Raw genomic sequence first — 18,281 nt, 5'->3', positions numbered from 1 at the left:
CCGCGCCGTGGGGAGACTAAGCCTCCGGGCGGGCGCGGAAGCCTTGCGAGATCAGGCCGATATGGCGGTCCATGACCGTGCTCATGGCCTGGGCGTCGGCCTCGTCCCAGGCCGCCAGGCGGTAGGTCCAGGCGTAGGAGGCCATCAGGGCGTCGATCACCACGTCCAGGTCGCAGGCCGGATCGACGTCGCCGCGGACCACGCCCTCGGCCAGGCAGTCGCGGACCACCTGGCGCAGTCGCAGATTGCGGCCATAGGGGCGGCTGGCGGGGCTGAGCGTCCAGTTATAGGCGGCCGCGATGTGGGCCAGGAACAGCCGGGTGCGGCGGGTTTCGAAGGCGTAGTGGATGGCGAAGAGCGAGCGCAGCCGGTCCGGCGTGGATCCGCGCAGATGGGGCGCCACGCGGTCGAGCTCGGCATAGAGCGCGTCCAGCCGGTCGGCCATGACCTGGCTGAGGATGTCGCCCTTGGAAGAGAAGGTGGTGAAAACGCTGCCCACCGAGACCTCGGCGTGGCGGGCGATCTCACGGACAGTGGTCTCCTCGTAGCCGCGGCTCTCGAAGAGATCACGCGCGGCGTCGAGGACGCGCTGCCGCGTCGCCTCCTTCTGGGATTTGCGTACCCCCGCCATGTCCCCCCGTCCGCGGTGCGATCCGCGGCGTTCCTATCCCTGGTTACGGAGATGCCGCGACCGTGGGCGCGGTTCTCCTGCGTCTGCGTCAGTTCGTCGCGGACCCGCCGCCCCCGCGGCCGATTCGTGACGGATCTAGCCTCGCCGCGCCCCGGCCAGGACCACGCGGATCTGGTCCCTGGACTTGGCCTGCAGCGCCTCGAGGCTCCAGCCCTGGAAGATGGCTTCCGGATAGTTGGCGAGGTAGCAGTCGAACAGCATCTGCGTCCGCAGCTTGGCCTCGACCTCCTGCGACAACTCCCCGCGCTCGACGCCGAGGTTGAGCTGGTCGGTGATCAGCTCGTGAATGGCGCTCACCGGCGGCAGGGTGCGCAGCTCCGGACCCTGCTCAGGCAGCCAGGAGATGCTGAAGGCCGCCCGGGCCAGCGGTAGCTGGGTCTTGTAGAAGGCGTAGCCGGCCATGAAGAGGCGCAGCAGGCCGTCCTCGACGGTGCGACCGCGGCTGCTCGCCTCGGCCATGGCCTCGGTCAGGGCTTCCATGTCGCTGACCATGATCTCGCGAAACAGGTCCGACTTGTCGGTGAAGTTGGCGAACACCGCCCCGGTCGACATGCCCGCCTCGGCGGCGATGTCGCGGATCGTGGCGCCTTCATAGCCGGCTTCGGAGAACAGCCTTCGGGCGGCGGCCAGGACCTTGGCGCGGGTCTGTTGCTTGGCCAGGGCGCGGCGGGTCGGGACCCTGACCTCGGTCTCGCCGGTGGCCTCGATGGTGCTGGAGACGTGTTTCATCGCGCTTGCAGCCTCGCCAAGGCCGCTTCCGCGCGCATTTCGAACTCTACGCAATACTCTTCCACTACCTTCTCCAGCAGCTCAGCGTAGCGCTGCGCGAGCTTCCGCCCGTCACGGGAGGCGTCGCGCAGATCGACGATCAGCTGGCGGACTTCCTCGTTGGCGTCGGCGCGATCCGGGTCGACCCGGAGAGCGGTGTCATTGGTCATCATGACCGTGCGGTCCTCTTAGCCCCTCGCCGCGGCGCGTCCAAGCGAAGGCTTTAGTCGAGCAGGTTCATCGAACCCGTTCCGCGATACGGGTTTGTGAGGGATTTAGCGCCAAAAGGCCAAGGTGGCTGTGTGGCGCAGCGTCGCAGAGCGGTGTTTTGCCAGTGTTTCAGGGACGAAATGTCGCGCCGACGACCCTGCGGGACTCCAATGATCGTTGAGCATGCTCGCACAACATTGTCGTGCGAAACGGATTTCCGACGCCGCAGCGTCAGGTGGCCGACATATGGGCGCGATCAGGCGCCGGGATGAGCGGATCTTTAGTTGGCGCCTTCCAGCAGCCGCCGGGCGATGACCTGGGCCTGGATCTCGCCGGCCCCCTCGAAGATGTTGAGGATGCGGGCGTCGGCCAGGATGCGACTGACCGGCTGCTCCATGGCGAATCCGGTCCCGCCGTGGATCTGGACGGCGTTGTCGGCGCAGGCCCAGGCGACGCGGGCGGCGACCAGCTTGGCCATGCCGGCCTCCAGGTCGCAGCGGCGGCCTTCGTCCTTGGCCCGGGCCGCGAACCAGGCCAGTCGCCGGGCTCCCAGGATCTCGGCGGCCATCATGGCCAGCTTGTTGGCCACGCGGGGGAAGTCGGCGATCGGGCCTCCGAACTGCCGTCGCGCCAGGGCATAGTCCAGCGCCAGGTCCAGGGCCGACTGCGCCACTCCGATGGCCCGCGCCGCCGTCTGGATGCGAGCGCTCTCGAAGGTGGCCATGAGCTGGACGAAGCCTTGGCCTTCCTGGCCGCCCAGCAGGTTCGCGTGGGGCACGGAAAAGCCGTCGAAGGCGATCTCGTATTCCTTCATGCCGCGATAGCCGATCACTCCGATCTCGCCGCCGTCCATGCCGGGCGCCGGGAAGGGCGCCTCGACCGCGCCGCGCGGCTTCTCCGCCAGGAACATCGACAGGCCGCGATGGTCCTTCGACGCGGGATCGGTGCGGACCAGCAGGGTCATCAGGTCGGCGCGGGCGGCGTGGGTGATCCAGGTCTTGGCGCCCGTCACCTTCCAGTCATCGCCCTCGCGGACGGCCCGGGTGCGCAGGGAGCCCAGGTCCGACCCGGCCTCCGGCTCCGTGAAGACGGCGGTGGGGATGATCTCGCCCGACGCGATGCCCGGCAGGAAGCGGGCCTTCTGGTCGTCGGTCCCGTGGGCCAGGATCAGCTCGGCGGCGATCTCCGAGCGCGTGCCCAGCGAGCCCGTCCCGATCCAGCCCCGCGACAGGGCCTCGGAAACCACGCACATGGCCACCTTGCCCATCCCCGAACCGCCATGTTCCTCCGGGGCGGTGAGGCCGAACACGCCCAGCGCCGCCAGCTCCTCGATCAGGCTGAGCGGGATCAGCTCGTCGCGCAGATGCCAACCGTGGGCGAAGGGAACGATCTTCTCCTCGGCGAAGGCGTGGAAGTGGTCGCGCACCTGCTCGAGGGTCGCGTCCAGGCCGCTGGCCTCCAGCGAGGGCCGGCCCCGCGCCTCGTCCAGCAGCACGACGATCCGGTGGCGCACCGCCTGGGAAGCGCCGGGCCTAAGGCGTTCGATGAGCGGCTCCAGCGCCCGGGTCGAGACGCCGACGTCGCCCGGCCGGAAGGTCTCGCCCTGGTTCATCGGCACGCCGCCGGCCAGCTGGCTCAGATACTCGAAAGCCAGGAGTTGGGCCGGCAGGGCCTCGGCCTCGCCGAACCGGCTCTCGCCCAGCAGGTGGTCGGCCCAGGCGGAGGTCTGGCGCAGGGTCTCGGCATAGGCCGCGGCCCAGGCCAGGCCGTGGGCCACATGCTGCTCGGCGTCGAGGGCGGCGCGGTCCAGGCGCCCGCCCGGGCTCACGCGATCAGCCACCGCGGCCTTGGTCTCGGCCACGAACAGGTCGGCCGCCCGGGCGGCCTCGGACAATAGAGAGCTGAGGTCTGGCAGGATCATCGGCGGCGACTATAGGCGAAGCTTGTCGTGGGTCACGTGCGCCGCTACTCCCAGCCTAACGCCACGGGAGGCAACCCAATGCTCGTCGTCCATCACCTCAACGACTCGCGCTCGCAGCGCATACTCTGGCTGCTGGAAGAGCTTGGGACCCCCTACGAGATCAAGAATTACAAGCGCGACGCCACCACCCGCCTGGCGCCGCCGGAGCTGAAGGCCGTCCACCCGCTCGGCAAGTCGCCGGTGGTGACCGAAGGCGACGCCACCATCATCGAGTCGGGGGCGATCATCGACTACATCATCCGCCACCATGGCGGCGGCAAGCTGGCCCCGGCCGCGGGTTCCAAGGACTACGACGTCTACCAGCAGTGGCTGCACTACGCCGAGGGCTCGGCCATGCTGCCCCTGATGCTGTTCATGTATGTCGGGCGTCTGGGCGAAGCCGGCGGCCCGCTGCATCCGCGGATCGAGAGCGAGATCGCCAACCACCTGGGCTATGTGGAGGGCGTGCTCGCCGGCCGTGACTGGCTGATGGGCGAGTTCAGCGCCGCCGACATCCAGATGAGCTTCGTGGGGGAGGTCACCGGCGCCTTCGGCCGCTACGGCGCCTATCCGAACATCGCCGCCTGGGTGAAGCGCTTCCAGGACCGTCCCGCCTATCGCAAGGCTCTGGAAAAGGGCGGCCCCTACAATATGGGCCCGAAGGACTAGAGACCTGGCCTCCTCCTCCCGAAGACGGCTTTCAATCGCCTCCTCTCCACCCGTCTTCGGGGGGAGAGGGTAGGGTGAGGGGGGCGTCTCGGCCGCGCTGAGTTTTGTTGATAGGCCGGATTGCGCCGCTTCGCGCCGCGTCCCCTCACCCTACCCTCTCCCCTCGAGCGGGGAGAGGAAGAAGCTCGCGAGCCTAGGGCCTCACCGCGCCCAGGGGTCGTCCAGCAGACCGTCGATGAAGTCGAACACCGCGGCCTTGGTGAGCGCGTGGGGAATGGCCGAGAAGTGGTCGCAGCCCGAAACCACGATCCCGTGGCCATGGGCGAAGGCCCGCGCCAGTTCCACGGGATCGCCGTTGGTCTCCCGCTGGCCGGCCACGGCCAGCACCGGCATCGGCAGGTTCGCGAACCCCGCCACGTCCAGCGGCGGGTTCGCCGCCTGGGTGAAGGCGGCGAGCGCCTGGCGGTCCTCGCCCTGCTCGTCGGCGAACTGCCGGAAGCTCTTCAGGAATGGCTCGGTGATGGTCTCCGGGTCGTCGGCCAGCATGGCGCCGACCATGAGATCGGCGCGCTCCCCCATGCGCTCGGTCAAGAGCTTGTCGCCCACCCCGCCCAGGATCAGGTTGGAGAACCGTTCGGGCGCGGCCAGGGCGGCGGCGGCGGCGGTGCGCGCGCCCATCGAGTAGCCGAACAGGTCGACGCGGTTGATTCCAAGGTGGTCGATCAACTCCACCACGTCGCGGGCCAGGTTCTCGCGCAGATAGGCGGCGGGGTCGTGCGACTTGCCGCTTTGCCCGTGCCCACGCTGGTCCAGGGCGATCACGCGAAAGCGTCGCCGCTCGAGCGCCGCGTACCAACCGGTCCGTTTCCAGCCCTCGTTTCGGTTCGAGGCGAAGCCGTGAATCAGCAGAATCGCCCGCTCGTAGTCGACGGGAGCAATATCGTCATAGGCGAGTACGAAACCGCCGGTTGTGGTGAAGTCCATGATTTTCTTAAGAGATCGGTGAGGAAAGCGTGGCTATTTACAAATAAGACTGCGGCGAAAAGACACGCGGGGGAAGAATGGACGCCCAAGGGTCGGCAAAGACGATCATCGCGACGATGAATCGTATCGACCGGGCGACCAAGAAAGCGCTGCGCGAGCGCCAACGCAAGGAGCGAGCGACCGGCCGCCGCTCCACCGCACCCGAACTGGCCGCCCGCTATGACGCGCTGTTCGAGACCCTGACCCGCATCCACTGCGTGAAGTACGAGCGCCTGGACTGGAACGACATCGCCGGCGCCGGCATGGTCGAACCCGCCGTCCGCGCCAATGCGCTTGAGCAAAAGGCGCGCCGGGCGCTCGCCAACTACCAGCCCGGCCTGATCGACGGCCTGTTCGGCCTGGGCCAGGACCGCCGCCGCGCCCTGGCCGAGAAGGTGCTGGAAGCCGCCAAGAAGGACGCCGAGATCTATGCGCGGGCCAAGCGGGCCGCCGACGTCCACAATCTCGACGTCAGCCTCGCCGCGGGCGTGCTGGCCCTCGACCTCTCCGCCATCGAACAGTCGTTGAAGGCCCACATGCCCGCCGCCGAACTGGCGCCGGTGCTGGAGGGGCTGGGGGTCCACATGCCCTCGCCCGGCAGGCTGGTGGTCTATCTGGACGCCCTGGAATTCGACGCCATCCCCGACGAGGCCGTCGAGCTCGATGAAGGCGGTCGCAGCGTCTATGTCGCCCTGCTGCCCGAGATGCGCCAGGAGATGCACCTGGCCTGCGTCTGCTCCGCCACCCTGCGAGTCGCGGCGGAGATCATGACGGTGGTGCCGCTGGACGTGATCGACGTGGTCGCGCGCTGCTTCCTGCCCACCCCGCGCGGGGATGTCGAACAGCAGCCCGTCGTCCATGTGAAGGTCCCGCACCAGGCGCTGAAGGCGATGGACCTGCGCCGCCTGGAGCCGGTCTCGACGATCACCGCCCTGGGCGGCCGGATCGACTGGGAGTCCGATCGCGGCTTCGCGCCGATCCGCATCGACGACCTGAAGCTGACCGCGCCCAAACCGCCCCAGGCCTCGCAGACCGCGGCGGCCTAGCTGCGCCACCGCAGGGTGGCGGCTTCGACGGGATTGACGAACCCCCGGGCCTCTTTGCGGCTCAGCGTCCACTCACGCTTGAGCTGCTGGTACCACTTGGCCTGGCGGTCGGCGTCGTCGATCCACAGCAGGGCGGGGTCGTAGCGGAGACCCTCGTTCTGCAGGTTCACCATATCCCCGTCCTGGCGCAGGAAGGCCCGCGCGCCCGCGGCGATGAAGGGCTTGAGGAACAGGAAGGCCGGGTGATCGGACCAGACGATCTGGGTGATCCTGGTCTTCGTCTCCGTCACCGGGGCCAGACAGGTGAGCGACAGCACCTGGCGCGCGCCGACGGTGACATGCTCCCAGCGCAGGCCGGGGATGCGGAAGACGATCTCGGTCAGGGGCTCGCCGCCCAGGATGGCGTAGGCGCGGCTGTTCTTGGAGGGCTCATGGCGGACCATGGCGAAGCCCTGCTCGCGCGGCTCGAATTTCTTGGCCTTCTCGTGCTGGCTCTTGGCCGAGCGCCACCACCACTGCTGATGCACATAGGGGCCGTGGGCTGGGTCCATCAGCCCGACGACGGCATGGTCGATATGGGCGTCGAACACCATGCGGTCGACCAGCTTGGGCCCGCCGCCCACCACGCCGGGGAAGACCGGCGGCGGTTCGGCGGGCTCGCCCGCGAAGCGCGGATCGGAACTCACCCAGACGAAGACCAGGCCCTGGCTCTCGGCGACCGGATAGCGGCGCACCCGGACGCGGCTGACGTCCATCGCCTGGTCGTCCACCAGCGACGGAATGGCCGCGCAGGCGCCGTCCGTCTTGAACCGCCAGCCGTGATAGGGGCATTCGACGCTGGGGCTCCCGTCGGCCTCCTGGGTCAGCTTGCCGGCGGAGAGCGGCGCGGCGCGGTGCGGGCAGATGTCCCGCAGGGCGTAGACCTTTCCGGCCCGGTCGCGGCCCAGCAGCACCGGCTCGCCCAGCAGCTCGTAGCGCTGCAGCTTGCCGGGCTTGAGGTCGCTGGAAAGGGCGGCGAAATACCAGATGTCGTGCAGGAATCCCCGGCCGAACTTGGCGTCGGCGGCGGGAGCGCGGGTTTGCTTGGACGCGTCGTCGGCCATGAGCCCTCTTTAGCGCGTCATGCGAGCCGCAGGAACCGCACGGCGCGGGCCCCGAGATGCAGGGCCGCCCCGTCCAGCCTGGCCTCGCCGGCCGATGGCGCCAGCACGCTCGCGCCCGCCAGCCGTTCGTCGCCGAACACCGCCGGCGCCGCGCCCATGTTGAACACGCAGGCGATGCGCTCTTCGCCCTCCCGCCGCAGGAAGGCCAGGATCGGCTCGGGGGCGGAGATCATCTCGATCTCGCCTGTGGTCAGCGCCGGCGAGGCCTTGCGTAGGCTGACCATGGCCTTGGAGAAGGCGAGGACGGAGTTGGGGTCCGCCGCCTGGGTCGTCGCCGACAGGCCCGCGTGCTCCACCGCCAGCGGCAGCCAGGGCTTGGCCGCCGAGAAGCCCAGGTTCGGGCCCTCGGTCCAGGGCATGGGGGTGCGTGAACCATCGCGGCCCTTGGCGATGGGCCAGTAGAGGTCGCCCACCGGATCGCGGATCTCCTCGCGGGTCAGGCCCTGGGCCTCGGGCAGGCCCAGCTCCTCGCCCTGGTAGAGCAGGGTCGTGCCTTTCAGGCTGAGCAGCAGCGCCAGCATCAGTCGCGTGATCGCCTCGCCGCCGCCGAACCGGGTGGCGGTGCGCGGGATGTCGTGGTTGCAGAAAGAGATGCAGGGCCAGTGGTCGGGAAACCGGCCGAGCGTCGCGTAGTGATCCCGGAAGATCTGCGGCGACAGCTTGCGGGCGTGCAGCAGGACGAAGGTGTAGGCCGAGTGCAGGCCCTCCTGCGGGCTGCAATAGGCGCCGCAGCGCTCCTCTTCCTCGGAAAACTCGCCGAACACGAACCTGTCGCCGTGCGCGTCCACCCGGCGGCGGATGACGTCCAGCAGCGGGATGTTCTCGGGCAGGTTGGAGTCGTGCAGGTGGCGCTGCATCTCGCTGGCGTGGGACCAGTGATAGCGGGTCCGCTCGGTTGCCGGCACGGCGGGGTTATCGGCCAGGCTGTCGTCGTGCAGGAAGGTCCCGGCCACGTCGAGCCGGAAGCCGTCGATCCCCTTGGCCAGCCAGAAGTCCAACACGTCGAGGGCGGCGGCCTGGGCGGCCGCGTTTCGCCAGTTTAGCTTCGGCTGCTGGCGCAGGAATTTGTGGTGGTAGTGCTGGCGGCGCGCCGGCTGGTAGGCCCAGGCCGGGCCGCCGAACACGCTGAGCCAGTTGTTGGGCGCGGTCCCGTCGTCAGCCGGATCGGCCCAGACATACCAGGACGCCTTCTCACCCTCGACCCCGCCGTCGCGGCTCTCCGCGAACCAAGGGTGCTCGTCGGAGGTGTGGGACAGCACCTCGTCCAGCATCACCTTCAGCCCGCGGGCGTGGGCGGCCTCGACCAGGGCCTCGAGGTCGGCCATCGTCCCGCAATCGGGATGGACTCCCTCATAGTCCGAGATGTCATAGCCCCAATCGCGGTTGGGCGAGGGGTGGACCGGCGAGAGCCAGATGGCGTCGACGCCCAGGCTCTCGATGTAGTCCAGCTTGGCCAGCACGCCCTTCAGGTCGCCGTGGCCGTCGCCGTCGGCGTCGAAGAAGCTGCGGACATAGACGTGATAGACGACCGCGCCCTTCCACCAGGGCGCGGTGGCCACGTCAGGCCTCGGTGGCGTTGTTGATGATCTTGGAAACCAGGCCGTACTCGACGGCGGCCTCGGCCCCCATCCAGAAATTGCGCTGGGTGTCCTTGACGATCTTTTCGTAGGTCTGGCCGGTTTCCTTAGCGATCATGCGGTTGACGCGCTCGCGCATCTTCACGATCTCCTCGGCCTCGATCTGGATGTCGCTGGCCTGGCCGCGGACGCCGCCCATGGGCTGGTGCAGCAGGAAGCGGGTGTTGGGCAGGCAGAAGCGGTTCTCCTTCTGAGCGCCCAGGAAGATCGAGGCGCCGGCCGAGGCCACCCAGCCGGTGCCGATAACCTTCACCTGCGGACCGCAGTAGCGGATGATGTCGTGGATGGTGTCGCCGCTTTCCACGTGGCCGCCGGGGGAGTTGATCACCACCTTGATCGGCTTGCTGTTCTCGCTGGCCAGGGCCAGGAGCTGGGCGGTCACCCGCTCGGCCAGGCGCATGTCGATCTCGCCGAACACCAGAACCGTGCGCGCGTGGAACAGCGCGTTCTGGACGGGCCCGGAGGTCATCGGCATGTCGGGCTTGCGGGCGTTGTCGTCGCCGTCGTCGTCTTCGTCCAGGCGCCAGTTACGCATAGGTCAGGTCTCCAAAATTCGTTGCTCGGAACGTGCGTCGCCCCGCGCCTATCCGCAAGGGGCTAGCCGGCGGCGGTGGCGATCAATCGCGCATAAAACTGAACGGCGCGTTCCAGATTCTCCAGCGTCATGTGCTCGTTGGTTCCGTGAATCATCGAGATGCCCTCGAGCGAGAATAGCATCGGCTGGAAGCGGTAGACGTCCTTGGCCACCGGCTGCAGGTAGCGGCTATCGGTGCCGGCGGTGACCAGGCCCGGGGCCACCGGCGCCTTGGCCGACTCCCCCGCCAAGGCGGCGAGGATCTTCCAGCTGTCCGAGCTGGTCGAAGAGACCGGCGAGGGCTCGTCCGGGGCCTTCAGCCAGGCGATGTCCACCGGCAGGTCGCCGACCGCGGCCTTGGTGTGGTCGAGCACCCCCTGGGCCGTGTCGCCGGGCGCGATGCGATAGTTGATCCAGGCGGTGGCGTCCTGCGGCAGGACGTTCTCCTTGGGGCTGCCCTTCAGCATGGTGGGCGCGATGGTGGTGTGCAGTAGGGCGGCGCCCGCCGGCGTGGCGGCGACCTGGGATCGGATCACCGGCTCGAACAGCCAGCGGTTGGCCACCGCCATCCGGATCGGCCAGGAGCCCTCCGGCGCCAGGACCTGCAACATGGCCGCGCCGGGGCCGTCGAGTTTCAGCGGAAACTGGGCCTCGGCGATCTTCACCAGGGCGCGGGACAGGACGACCACCCCGCCGGAGCCCTCAGGCGGCGCCGAGGAGTGGCCGCCGGGCGCCTTGGCGATGACGGAGAGCGTGCCGTAGCCCTTCTCGCCGACCCCGATCAGGGCCACCGGGCCGCCGGTGATCGGGTTGTCGGAGATGATCGCCATGCCCTCGTCGAGGACGAACTGGGCGGTGATGTTGCGCGACTTCAGCAGGGCCGCGGCGGCCCGAGCGCCCTGGCCGCGCACCTCCTCGTCGTGGCTGGAGACCAGGATCACCGTGCGCTTCGGCTTGAAGCCGGCGGCGGCGAGGGTCTCGACCCCTTCGAACAGGGTGACCAGCGAGCCCTTGTCGTCGATCGCCCCGCGGCCCCAGACCGCGCCGTCGGCGATCACCCCGCCGAAGGGCGGATGCTTCCAGTCGCCTTCGGTCCCCGGCGTCACCGGCACCACGTCCTGGTGGGCCATCAGCACGATGGGGGCCAGGGACGGGTCGGAGCCCTGCCAAGTGTAGACCAGGGTGTGGTCGGAAATGACCTCGCGGGTCATGGCCGTGTGGGCGGCCGGATAGGTGACCTGCAGCCAGGCATGGAGCTTGTCCCACTGCTCCGGCTGGTCGTCGGCCTTGTCCTGGTGGCTGACGGTCTGGAAGCCGATGGCCTGGGAGAGGTGCTGGGCGGCCTTGGCGCGGTCGACCGCCACTGGGGCGGCGAGCTTCACCCCGCCCAGATCGGCCGAGGCCGGAGTCTTGTAGGTCAGGGTTCGCACCGCGATCACCACGACCAGCAGCGCGACCAGCGCCAGCGCGCCAAGCGCGATCTTACCGATGAGTTTCATGGAGCTCTCCCGAATGTCGCCAACCTAGGCTGTTGCCCACGGGGAAGTGAAGTCCGCCCTACGTCTGCCCGGACCCGGCCGGCGCGCCGGCGTGCTATGGTCCGCGCCGCGGGAGGGGGCGACCAGGGAGGTCCCCATGTTCATCATCACGCGTCGCATCGAAAACCTGCGCTCGACGGCCGAGGCCGCCAAGCGCGCCGAAGCCGGCCTCGTGCCGCTTCTGCAGTCGGCCACCGGCTTCAAGGGCTACCACATCGTGGACGCCGGCGACGGGGTCGGCCTGTCGGTCACCATGTTCGAGACCCGCGAGGACGCCGAGCGCGTCAAGGATCGGGCCATCAGCTGGGTCAAGGAGAACCTGTCGGATCTCTACACCGGCGAGCCGCAGGTCACCGCCGGCGAGGTGATCTTCTCCGCCCGGCCCGAGGCCGCGACCGGCAAGGCGGCGGGCGCCCAGCCCGAGGCCCGGCCGCACTAGGCGCGGCGACGGCGGGCCACCTCAGAGCGAGGCCAGCCAGGGCAGCAGGCGGGCGTTGACCTCGGCGGGCCGTTCCTGCTGGGTCCAGTGGCCGCAACCCGGCAGGACGTCGGCGCCGCGCAGGTCGGTCATCTCGGCCTTCATCATGGCCACCAGGTCGCCGCGCCCCAGCATGCTGAGCACCAGGTCGCGCTCGCCGCCGACGAACAGCGACGGCTGCTCGATCTTCCGGCCCTCGAACTTGGACAGGTACTCGAAGTCGCGCTGGTGGTTGCGATAGCGGTTGATCGGGCCGCGGAAGCCCGAGCGCTCGAACTCGGCCACGTAGTAGTCGAGGTCGGCGTCGGTCAGCCAGGCGGGGAACGGGTCGGGATCGACCAGGCCTTCCAGCAGGCTCTGGCCGCGGACCTTGTCGGTGGGCCAGGTTCCGTCCGGGGCGTCGCCGCTGATGGCGTAGTAGAATTTGCGCAGGCCGTCGCGCGCGTCGGCCTCCAGTTCGGCCTCAGCCGGGCCGACGTTCTGGAACCAGGCCTGGTAGAAGAACTTGCCGCGGCTGGTGAAAACCGTGTCGATCAGGTCCGAGAACGGCCGCTTGGGTACGCCCAGATAGGGCACCGACAGGCCTGCGACGGCGCGCACCCGGTCGGGGCGGATCAGCGCGGTGTTCCAGACGATGGGCGCGCCCCAGTCGTGGCCGACCAGCACGGCGGGGGCGTCGGGGCTGAGCTGCTCGATCACTCCGGCCACGTCGGCGACCAGGTGCTCCATGTCATAGGCTTCGATAGGATGGGGCCGCGAGGACCCGCCATAGCCGCGCACGTCGATGGCGCAGGCGGTGAAGCCGGCGGCCGCCACGGGCCCCATCTGGTGGCGCCAACTGTACCAGCTCTCCGGGAAACCGTGGACCATGAGGACCAGCGGCCCCTCACCCTCGATCGCCGCGCGCAGGGTGACCTCGGGCAGTTTGATTTCGCGGAAGTCCGGCATGGATTTCGCTCCCCAACCCGGACTTGACCCAACGTCGCCCGGCGCCGCAAATGGCGGCCATAAAATCAAACACATGTTTGGAAGGAAGCGCCATGGGTGAATTGTTCGACCTGACCGGTAAGGTCGCCGTCATCACGGGGTCCTCGCGCGGGATCGGCAAGGCCATCGCCGAGCGCATGGCCGAGCATGGCGCCAAGGTGACGATCTCCTCGCGCAAGGCCGGCCCCTGCGAAGAGGTGGCCGCGGCGATCAACGCCAAGCATCCGGGCGCGGCCATCGCCGTGCCGGCCAACATCTCCTCGAAGGAAGACCTTCAGCGGCTGGTCGACGAGACGAAGACGGCTTTCGGCCAGGTCGACATCCTGGTCTGCAACGCCGCCTCGAACCCCTATTACGGCCCGATGAGCGGGATCAGCGACGACCAGTTCCGCAAGATCCTCGAGAACAACGTCATCGCCAACAACTGGCTGATCAACATGGTCGCGCCGGAGATGCAGGCGCGGAAGGACGGGGCGATCGTGATCATCTCGTCGATCGGCGGCCTGCGCGGCACCCCGGTGATCGGCGCCTACGCCATCTCCAAGGCGGCCGACATGCAGTTGGCGCGCAACCTCGCCCAGGAACTTTCGCCCCATAACATCCGCGTCAATTGCATCGCGCCGGGCCTGGTGAAAACCGATTTCGCCAAGGCGCTGTGGGACACCCCGGCCGGCGAGGCCCGCGCCTCCACCGGCACGCCCCTGCGCCGCCTCGGCGAGCCCGACGACATCGCCGGCGGGGCGGTGTTCCTGGCTTCGAAGGCCGGTTCCTGGATGACCGGCCAGACCATCGTCATCGACGGCGGTTCGACGTCCTGATGGGGGACGGCGGGGAGAATGGTTTCCGGTTCTCGCCCGCCGCCGCCGCCGACCTGGAGCGGCTGGTCGAACTCCGGATCGCGGCCATGCGCCCGAGTCTGGAGCGGATCGACCGCTTCGATCCCGAGCGCGCCCGGCGGCGGATGGTCGAGCAGTTTCGGCCCGAGCACACGCGGCTGATCTGGCGGGGCGAGGCCTTCGCCGGCTGCGTCGCGTTCGGCCCGGACGCGCCGGGCTGGTTCCGGCTTGAGCATTTCTACATCCACCCAGACCACCAGGGGGTGGGCCTGGGCGCGGACGTCCTTGCGAGCCTGCTGGCGGAGAGCGACGCCCAGGCGTTGGCGGTCAGGCTGACCGTTCTCCAGGAAAGCGCCGCTAACCGCTTCTACGCCCGGTTCGGGTTCGCGGAGACTGCTCGCGACGAGGTGGACATCTTCTATGAGCGCCCGCCGGCCTAGACCTTCACCACCAGCTCCAACCCGCCGGCATAGGGCAGGGTGAGGCTCTTCAGACCGTTCTTCGGATCCTCGACGAATTCGAAGAAATGCCGATAGGCGTGGCGGAACTGGGTGGTGTTGTCGGCGACGACGATGGCGCCCGTGCGCAGGTGCGGCGCGACCAGTTCCAGGGCCGGGCGCGCCATCTCGGTCCAGATGTCCATCAGCACGAAGTCGACCGGCCCCTCGATCACCTTGAGGGTCTCGCGCAGGTCGCCTTCGCGCAGGTCGATGAGGTCGCTCAGGCCCGCCGTCGCGAAGTTGGCCCGCGCCGCGGCGGCCTTGGCGGCTTCGTACTCCGTACCGATCACCACGCCGCCGCCATTGGCCCGGACGGCGTCGGCCAGATAGAGGGTCGAGACCCCGAAGGAGGTGCCGATCTCCACCACCCGCCGGGCCTGGAGCGACCGGCAGAGCAGCCAGCACAGCTCGGCCTTCTCCGGCTCCAGGGCCACCATCTTGTCGGCCATGAAGCGGTTGGCGTCGGCGTCGAGGCCATCCCAGCTCAGGTCGCCCTTCTCCGCCCGTTCGCCGAAGTAGCGATAGGTCTCGGCTTCCTGCGCCGCGCTCTGGGTATGGAGCGTATCGATCCGCGCCTGCAGCGCCGTGTCCGTGAGCACGCTCATTGTCCGTTCCGTTCGTACTGCATGGCGGCGAAGAGGTTGGCCTCGCTGTCCTGGAAGAAGATGTGGTGGCCGACGCCCTGGATGTGGAATGGCGCCGAGAGCACCGCGCCGCCGGCTGTGGGAATGCCGACGACCGCGGCCTCGATGTCCGGGACGCCGAAGCTGACGGCCAGGCCGGGCAGGGCGCGGCCCTCGACCTGGTGGCGGGCCTGGAGCGCCCCGCCGACGCCGGCGCCATGAAGCTGAAAGAAGTCCGGCGGGCCCCAGGGCGTGAAGGTCCAGCCGAACACCTGCTCGTAGAAGGCCCTCGCGCGGCCAATGTCGTCGGCGTTGATCGAGACGTGGCGGAGCTGGGCCACGCCCGGCGTGGCGGGCGCCCCCTCCGGGATGGCGTCGCGCTCGTACTGCATCACGCCGGCGATATTGCCCTCGGTGTCCTGGAAGAAGGCCAGGTGGCCGACGGTCTCGATGTGGAAGGGCGGCATGGTGACCTTGCCGCCGGCCGCCTCGATCGCCGCCACCGCCGCCTCGACGTCCTCGACACCGAAGGTGAGCTCGACGCTGGGCATGACCTGCCCCGCGATGTCGCGGCGGCCCTGCAGGGCGCCGACGAAGCCCGGGCCGGCGCTGCGGGTCTGGTAGAAGCCCGGCGGCCCCCAGGGGGTGAAGGTCCAGCCGAACGCGCCTTCGTAGAAGGCCCTGGCGCGGGGCACGTCGTCGGCGTTGATCGCGAAGTGCCGCAGGGTGGCGGTCATGGCCTGCTCCTTGGATGGCGGGGCCAGCCTAGGCGGTTCCCGGAGCGGCGCGCTTGCGATAGTCTGACGATAAATGTCGTCAATACGCCAAAATGCTCGCGACCCCGACGGCCTTCCGGTTCGCGGCCTGGCCGTGACCTATCGCGACGGCCATCGGCTGGATCGGCACACCCACCCCTGGGGTCAGCTCGTCTACGCCGCCAGCGGGGTGATGTCGGTGGCCACGCCGCAGGCCGCCTGGCTGGTGCCGCCCACCCGCGCGATCTGGGTGCCAGGTGGGACGCCGCACGAGATCAGGATGCGCGGAACCGTGGCCATGCGGACCCTCTACCTGGCCCCGACCGGCGCCGATGAGCGGCTGGCGGCATGCCGGGCCCTGGAGGTCGCGCCTCTGCTGCGCGAGCTGATCCTGCACATCGTCCGCATCGGCATGCTGCGGGTCGGCGATCCCGCCCACGACCGGCTGGAGGGGCTGCTGCTGGACCTGCTGGCGGCCGGCGAGACCGCGCCCCTGGTCCTACCCCTGCCCACCGACCCCCGCGCCCGGGGCTTCGCCGAGCGCCTGCTGGCCGAGCCGGAGGCGACCACGCCCCTCGCCGACCTGGCGCGCGGCGCGGGGGCCAGCGTGCGGACCTTGCAGCGGTTGTTCCTGGCCCAGACCGGTCTCTCGCCCGAGGCCTGGCGCGGCCGGGTGCGCATGCAGCAGGCGGTGGTGTCGCTGAGCGCCGGGGTCCCGGTGACCCAGGCGGCCCTCGACTGCGGCTATGACAGCGTCTCGGCCTTCATCGCCGCCTTCAAGCGGGCGTTCGGAACCACGCCGGGCCGCTATCGGCCCCAGCAACGCCCCTAGTCGCGGCTGTACGGATCGCGTGGCGGCGGGGCTTCATGGCGATCACGGTCGTCATAGGACCGATAGGAGTCGTAATGCTCCCGGTGCGGCTCGTGGCAGCAGCGCGAACGGTCGCTATAGGCGTTGTAGCGCGCGCCGCCATAGGTGGTGGAGGACGAGTAGCTGGAGCGGTACTCGTAGCTCGAGTTCGGGGTCACCCGACGCTCGTAATAGGTGGCCGGCGCGCGCTCGTACTCGCGACGATAGTCCTGGCGGTCATCGTAGCCCGAGTCGTAGCCGCGATCGTCGCCGTACCCGGAGCCGTACTGGCGGTCGTCATAGGCCGGCGGCGGCGCTTCGTCCTGATAGCTCTGATAGGCGGGATGGTTCCAATAGGCGGCGGTTTCGCAGGCGGCCGAGGCCGCGCCCGCCTTGGCTCCGATCACCGTGCCGGCCAAGGCGCCGAGGGCCGCGCCTTCGGCCACCACACCGGCCGCGGCGACCGCGCCGCCGGCGAAGCCGCCCGCCACCAGGCCGAACAGGCCCCAGCCCAGGGCGCGGTTGCCGGCGGTGCGCCGGCAGGGGTCGGCCGAGCCGTAGCGGGCGCTGTCATAGGCGGGCGCGGAGGCGTAACGCTCATAGCTCTGCGCCTGGGCCACGCTGCCGGCGAACAGGGTCGCCACGGTCACGGCGGCCAGCACCGCATGCTTCTGACGGAGCTTCATCGGTCGTCCTTCAACACCCACACAGATCCTGCCGGCAGCATAGGCCCTGTCGGAGAGCGCGTGAAACGCAGACAACCTGCGAGATAGATTTTAACCCTGCGCCCGAGCCAGGTCCCGCGCCCGGGCCAGGCGCTCGATCCCGGCGTCCAGGGTGGCGTCGGCCTTTGCCAGGCAAAGGCGCAGGATGGTGGTCACGGGGTCCTGCTCATAGAGCGCCGAGACCGGAATGGCCGCCACCCCCGCCTGGGTCACCGCCCGCAGGCAGAAGGCGCGGTCGGGCTCGGCGACGCCCGAGGCCGGCAGGTCCACATTGAGGAAATAGGTCCCCTGGGTCGGCAGGCTGACGAAGCCCTCGCGCGCCAGGCCCTCCGCCAGCCGATCGCGGGATCGCGCCAGGTCCAGCGGCATCCGGGCGAACCAGTCGGCGCTGTTGTCCAGGCCCCAGGCCACGGCGGCCTGCAGGTTGGGCGGGGTGGTGAAGGTGAGGAACTGGTGGGCGCGGGCCAGCGCGTGGGTGAGCGCCGGCGCGGCGCACAGGAAGCCCACCTTCCAGCCGGTCAAGCCAAACATCTTGCCGGCCGAGCCGATCTTCACGCAGCGCTCGCGCATGCCGGGGAAGGCTATCAGCGGCCGATGCCGGGCCGGGGCGAAGATCACCTGCTCCCAGACCTCGTCGCAGATGGCGATGACGTCGTGGGCGACGCAGAACTGCGCCAACAGGGCCAGGTCCTCTTCCGGCAGGACAAGGCCGGCTGGATTGATCGGGTTGTTGAGGACCACGAACCGGGTCTTCTCGGTGAAGGCCGCCTCCAGCATGGCGCGGTCGAAGCGCCAGTGAGGGGGGCTCAGCGTCACCAGCCTCGGCACGCCGCCAGCCCGGCGGATCAGCGGCAGATAGGCGTCATAGAGCGGCTGGAAGGTCACCACCTCGTCGCCGGGCTCGATCAGCGACAGGAAGGTCGCCGCGAGGGCCTCGGTGGCCCCCGAGGTGATGGTGATCTCGCTCGCCCAGTCGAAGTCCAAGCCCTGCGTTTGGGCGTAGTGGCGGGCGACGGCCTCGCGCAGCTCAGGCAGACCGGCCATGGGCGGGTACTGATTGTAGCCGTGCATCACCGCCTCGGCGGCCTTGGCGCGGATCGCTTCGGGGCCGGGATCGTCGGGGAAGCCCTGGCCGAGATTGACCGCGCCGTGCTGGCGCGCGAGCCCGGACATCTCCTCGAAGATGGTCGTGGGCAGGTTTGCGAAGACAGGATTCGCCATGACCGTTGCCTAGCACAGGTTCGGCGC

The 18,281-nt window shown here is 69.4% G+C and carries 20 protein-coding genes; 6 read left to right on the top strand and 14 right to left on the bottom strand.

What is annotated here, in order from left to right; genetic code table 11:
* Positions 1-16: 16 nt before the first annotated feature.
* From V6M51_RS04130 to V6M51_RS04115, 4 genes are all read right to left on the bottom strand, one after another.
* Entirely contained in the window at positions 17-631 is a 615-nt protein-coding gene (locus V6M51_RS04130) for a TetR/AcrR family transcriptional regulator (RefSeq protein ID WP_332764881.1), read from the bottom strand.
* Between the two features lie 135 nt (positions 632-766).
* Positions 767-1,420: a TetR/AcrR family transcriptional regulator gene (locus V6M51_RS04125; protein ID WP_332764879.1), complete on the bottom strand. Its 654-nt coding sequence runs from the start codon at positions 1,418-1,420 to the stop codon at positions 767-769.
* The gene (locus tag V6M51_RS04120) at positions 1,417-1,629 is read right to left on the bottom strand and encodes a hypothetical protein (RefSeq protein ID WP_305676797.1); all 213 of its coding nucleotides are present in this window, start codon (positions 1,627-1,629) and stop codon (positions 1,417-1,419) included. The genes V6M51_RS04125 and V6M51_RS04120 overlap by 4 nt, the downstream gene beginning before the upstream one ends.
* A 320-nt stretch (positions 1,630-1,949) precedes the next feature.
* Positions 1,950-3,590 carry an acyl-CoA dehydrogenase family protein gene (locus V6M51_RS04115; protein ID WP_332764876.1) on the bottom strand — a complete coding sequence of 547 codons (1,641 nt, stop codon included), beginning with the start codon at positions 3,588-3,590 and terminating at the stop codon, positions 1,950-1,952.
* A gap of 78 nt (positions 3,591-3,668) precedes the next feature.
* Between V6M51_RS04115 and V6M51_RS04110 the strand changes: the two genes are divergently transcribed.
* The gene (locus tag V6M51_RS04110) at positions 3,669-4,298 is read left to right on the top strand and encodes a glutathione S-transferase family protein (RefSeq protein WP_332764874.1); all 630 of its coding nucleotides are present in this window, start codon (positions 3,669-3,671) and stop codon (positions 4,296-4,298) included.
* A gap of 201 nt (positions 4,299-4,499) precedes the next feature.
* Here the strand turns inward: V6M51_RS04110 and V6M51_RS04105 are convergent, their stop codons facing one another.
* Positions 4,500-5,282 (bottom strand): alpha/beta fold hydrolase, encoded by a 783-nt coding sequence (locus V6M51_RS04105; RefSeq protein ID WP_332764872.1) that lies wholly within the window; start codon positions 5,280-5,282, stop codon positions 4,500-4,502.
* 116 nt (positions 5,283-5,398) lie between these two features.
* Here V6M51_RS04105 and V6M51_RS04100 point away from each other — a divergent pair, with 116 nt between their 5' ends.
* Positions 5,399-6,367, top strand: a complete 969-nt coding sequence (locus tag V6M51_RS04100) for a hypothetical protein (RefSeq protein WP_332764870.1) — start codon at positions 5,399-5,401, stop codon at positions 6,365-6,367.
* On the opposite strand, the gene V6M51_RS04095 is transcribed toward V6M51_RS04100, so the two are convergent.
* The 4 genes from V6M51_RS04095 to V6M51_RS04080 form a co-directional block, all read right to left on the bottom strand.
* Entirely contained in the window at positions 6,364-7,470 is a 1,107-nt protein-coding gene (locus V6M51_RS04095; protein WP_332764868.1) for an aromatic ring-hydroxylating dioxygenase subunit alpha, read from the bottom strand. The genes V6M51_RS04100 and V6M51_RS04095 overlap by 4 nt on opposite strands.
* Before the next feature lie 17 nt (positions 7,471-7,487).
* A complete protein-coding gene (locus V6M51_RS04090) occupies positions 7,488-9,089 on the bottom strand; it encodes an alpha-amylase family glycosyl hydrolase (RefSeq protein WP_332764867.1) in 1,602 nt (533 codons plus the stop codon).
* 1 nt (position 9,090) lies between these two features.
* Entirely contained in the window at positions 9,091-9,702 is a 612-nt protein-coding gene (locus tag V6M51_RS04085) for an ATP-dependent Clp protease proteolytic subunit (RefSeq protein WP_305676805.1), read from the bottom strand.
* Between the two features lie 62 nt (positions 9,703-9,764).
* Positions 9,765-11,240, bottom strand: coding sequence for a M20 family peptidase (locus V6M51_RS04080; RefSeq protein ID WP_332764866.1), 1,476 nt, complete (start codon positions 11,238-11,240; stop codon positions 9,765-9,767).
* A 136-nt stretch (positions 11,241-11,376) separates the two neighbouring features.
* Between V6M51_RS04080 and V6M51_RS04075 the strand changes: the two genes are divergently transcribed.
* Positions 11,377-11,718 (top strand): hypothetical protein, encoded by a 342-nt coding sequence (locus tag V6M51_RS04075; RefSeq protein ID WP_332764865.1) that lies wholly within the window; start codon positions 11,377-11,379, stop codon positions 11,716-11,718.
* A 21-nt stretch (positions 11,719-11,739) separates the two neighbouring features.
* Here the strand turns inward: V6M51_RS04075 and V6M51_RS04070 are convergent, their stop codons facing one another.
* Complete coding sequence (locus tag V6M51_RS04070; protein WP_332764863.1) at positions 11,740-12,705, bottom strand: alpha/beta fold hydrolase; 966 nt, start codon at positions 12,703-12,705, stop codon at positions 11,740-11,742.
* A gap of 92 nt (positions 12,706-12,797) precedes the next feature.
* Here V6M51_RS04070 and V6M51_RS04065 point away from each other — a divergent pair, with 92 nt between their 5' ends.
* Entirely contained in the window at positions 12,798-13,562 is a 765-nt protein-coding gene (locus V6M51_RS04065; RefSeq protein WP_332764861.1) for an SDR family oxidoreductase, read from the top strand.
* Entirely contained in the window at positions 13,562-14,020 is a 459-nt protein-coding gene (locus V6M51_RS04060; protein ID WP_332764859.1) for a GNAT family N-acetyltransferase, read from the top strand. Before V6M51_RS04065 ends, V6M51_RS04060 begins: the two co-directional genes overlap by 1 nt.
* Here V6M51_RS04060 and V6M51_RS04055 read toward each other — a convergent pair.
* Both V6M51_RS04055 and V6M51_RS04050 read right to left on the bottom strand, forming a co-directional pair.
* A complete protein-coding gene (locus tag V6M51_RS04055; protein ID WP_332764858.1) occupies positions 14,017-14,685 on the bottom strand; it encodes an O-methyltransferase in 669 nt (222 codons plus the stop codon). The two genes, V6M51_RS04060 and V6M51_RS04055, sit on opposite strands and share 4 nt — an antisense overlap.
* Positions 14,682-15,440 (bottom strand): VOC family protein, encoded by a 759-nt coding sequence (locus tag V6M51_RS04050; protein WP_332764856.1) that lies wholly within the window; start codon positions 15,438-15,440, stop codon positions 14,682-14,684. Before V6M51_RS04050 ends, V6M51_RS04055 begins: the two co-directional genes overlap by 4 nt.
* Positions 15,441-15,513: 73 nt before the next feature.
* Between V6M51_RS04050 and V6M51_RS04045 the strand changes: the two genes are divergently transcribed.
* Positions 15,514-16,290 (top strand): AraC family transcriptional regulator, encoded by a 777-nt coding sequence (locus V6M51_RS04045; RefSeq protein ID WP_332764854.1) that lies wholly within the window; start codon positions 15,514-15,516, stop codon positions 16,288-16,290.
* On the opposite strand, the gene V6M51_RS04040 is transcribed toward V6M51_RS04045, so the two are convergent.
* Together V6M51_RS04040 and V6M51_RS04035 are read right to left on the bottom strand one after the other, a co-directional pair.
* On the bottom strand, positions 16,287-16,994 hold the full coding sequence (locus V6M51_RS04040; protein ID WP_332764852.1) for a hypothetical protein: 708 nt from the start codon (positions 16,992-16,994) through the stop codon (positions 16,287-16,289). The two genes, V6M51_RS04045 and V6M51_RS04040, sit on opposite strands and share 4 nt — an antisense overlap.
* Before the next feature lie 90 nt (positions 16,995-17,084).
* The gene (locus V6M51_RS04035) at positions 17,085-18,254 is read right to left on the bottom strand and encodes an aminotransferase (RefSeq protein ID WP_332764851.1); all 1,170 of its coding nucleotides are present in this window, start codon (positions 18,252-18,254) and stop codon (positions 17,085-17,087) included.
* Positions 18,255-18,281: the final 27 nt, after the last annotated feature.

This window comes from Phenylobacterium sp. (genome assembly GCF_036677185.1).
Taxonomy (GTDB): domain Bacteria; phylum Pseudomonadota; class Alphaproteobacteria; order Caulobacterales; family Caulobacteraceae; genus Phenylobacterium.
The sequence above is the reverse complement of the archived record's forward strand: the minus strand, read 5'-3'. Positions and strand labels throughout refer to the sequence as shown.